Annotated in this window: 2 protein-coding genes and 1 pseudogene; 2 read left to right on the top strand and 1 reads right to left on the bottom strand. The window is 45.0% G+C overall.

Features of this window, described 5'->3' with window-relative positions:
* Positions 1-673: 673 nt before the first annotated feature.
* Positions 674-799 (bottom strand): annotated as a pseudogene (locus tag ACEW81_RS13860) (IS3-like element IS407 family transposase); the annotation flags it as partial.
* A gap of 11 nt (positions 800-810) precedes the next feature.
* On the opposite strand from ACEW81_RS13860, the gene ACEW81_RS13855 reads away from it, so the two are divergent.
* On the top strand, positions 811-966 hold the full coding sequence (locus ACEW81_RS13855) for a hypothetical protein (RefSeq protein ID WP_373533595.1): 156 nt from the start codon (positions 811-813) through the stop codon (positions 964-966).
* 527 nt (positions 967-1,493) lie between these two features.
* Positions 1,494-2,060, top strand: coding sequence for a hypothetical protein (locus ACEW81_RS13850; RefSeq protein ID WP_373533594.1), 567 nt, complete (start codon positions 1,494-1,496; stop codon positions 2,058-2,060).
* Positions 2,061-2,256 lie beyond the last annotated feature (196 nt).

The raw sequence follows: 2,256 nt of genomic DNA, 5'->3' as shown, positions 1-2,256 counted from the left end.
CTCCGGGGGCGGCCAGTTCTTTGTTTTGGAATGACTGGCTCAATCAGTTCCCATTGCTCGTCACTCAAGGGTCTCCAAGGCATACGCTATCCTCTTCCAAACCCTGAAATTCTAACCCAAAGTTACCGTATTGGCTCTAGGCTTCCAATTGGGTGCGCTCTTCTGGTCGAACAATACAAGATTTAAAGTCATAACTGTCTGCTCTTCCCAATAAAATATCAAAAAAGCTTTCTAATGAACTTTGGATGGCATAAAATTCAGATCTACAAAGCTGAATCGACTTTTATCGAAGTCAATCAAAGTATTATTGGGATGATTGAAATCTAAATGTATATTGGCATCCTGTAATGTTTCCCAATCTTTTATAGCCTGTGTATATGCGGACTGATCCATCTGATAAATCTTATCTATCTATTTTAAATAAGCATCTGTAAACCTTTCATAGTTTTCATAAAAATCTTGTTGAACTGATTGAGACCCACGGCCGGTACCGTTCAAAATTAGAGTTTCAGGATGGTTGGCTTTGACCCCAGAAGCGTACCAGTTCAAGTGAGAAAGACGGGAGTCAAATAGCTTGGCGCGCCAGGCTATTTGCGGCGGCGAAGGAATGAGGTGCAATGCCTCCTAAAGCACTGTCCCCCAAGCTGCCTGGCGGCAGGAATCCTGACTTGCCTTAATTGAGGGCTAAGCCTTCTCTTGGGCACTTTCTTTCTATTTGAAGCCCTTCCTGCTTGTAAATTCGATATATGCGCTTGGGGTTAACGGCTAAATCTTCTCTTTGAATGAGAAGGGTAATTCGGCGATACCCGAATCAATATTGGGCGCTATATCCACCAATACAACCACCAACGCCTGCATAAAGCCTTGGATTACCAAACTCCGGGCAGTGTCTACAAGGCTGGAGGACTTTGGAAGTCTGTAACGCCAAGAAAAAATGCAGACCCAGAGATTTTTCTTTGTGTATAATACCCCTCGAATTCCAGAGCATTCAAAAATGTAAATTCTGTTTGAACACTCGGAACCACTTCACTTTGATGCTTAGATACAGGATCTAGATGCGATTGGGCTTGTCTTTGAGTCTTAGATTAAACCTAAAATAGCCACTCTGCCGCTTACTTTTGTGAAGAAGAGGTGAGGCACACTTTCCAAAGCAGATCAAAGCGCCATGGATCAGGTAATAGCTGCTATTACATAAGCTCTAGGATAATTTCAAAACGGAAAACCTGAAGTAGAGCTACACAGGCTTTGATCCACATCTATGCAGCATGCCGCCCAATCTGTATGCAGAAAAGTTCAGTGACAGGAGAAGGGGCTAAATGAGAAGAAAACCACCGGGTCAAGAGTTGGTCAATGCCATAAAGCGACTGCAGATTTTTTCAGCTGCTTTGGTAGAACGGCTCACCCTTCAGCAGCTTCAGGACAAAGGCGTCACTATACCACTCCAGGGAACTATTGTTTTTCATGAGCCCAGAGACCAGCGGGTTTTGGAGTATATGCTTCAAATTTCTAAAGTCATCCCTTCTCAATTGCAGGGTAGCCGGTTTCCCAGCACTCTATTACTCTTGCTTTGGCTGGCCGAATGCAGGGCCTCTGAGCTGGGGTATTTACTGGAAGGGGAGGTGGGGCTGCCGTATCCTACGCCTGGGAAACAGCAGGTGTATAAGGCGGAATTTCCTTTGTGCTTATATCCAACCACTTGCCTTTCTTGTGGGCGTCTTTTACAAGGCGAACCCCGTCAGCGTTTTTGCAATGGCACCTGTCGTTCCGATTGGTCCACCATGAAAGAGCAATTTGTCTGTATCAGTCAGCTTGCTGCTACAGGGCAATCCGTTTTGGATGCGTATGGAACTGTGTTGAATGCCTACAGTTTGTTTATCCGTAATCCCAATTATCTGAGTTATCAATCCAGAAATCCTGAGATCCAAGCCCGCCGTGAAGCACTGCTAAACCAAGGTTTAATAACCCTCTATAAAGATATCGAGGGGAAACCGGTGGATTTACAAGGAAATAGCCTTCCAAGCGCTGAGCTAATCACCGACATCGAGGACATTTTAACCTAGTACTACAGCCGTGAGTTAGGTCACTGGAGATGCTGTATATGGCAACAACAGCAAGCTGCGAAATTGGTTGGAAAAGGCTCAAATTCCGTATGTTTTGGGTGTCTCTTCTCAGGAAACTGTGACCATTGGTTTTGAATTCTGGCGAGCTGCCAAACTCCGGGAAAACTTACCTGCTGAAGCCTGGCAGAGGCTTAGT

It is taken from the genome of Vampirovibrio sp. (genome assembly GCF_041737375.1).
Lineage (GTDB): Bacteria > Cyanobacteriota > Vampirovibrionia > Vampirovibrionales > Vampirovibrionaceae > Vampirovibrio.
The sequence above is the reverse complement of the archived record's forward strand: the minus strand, read 5'-3'. Positions and strand labels throughout refer to the sequence as shown.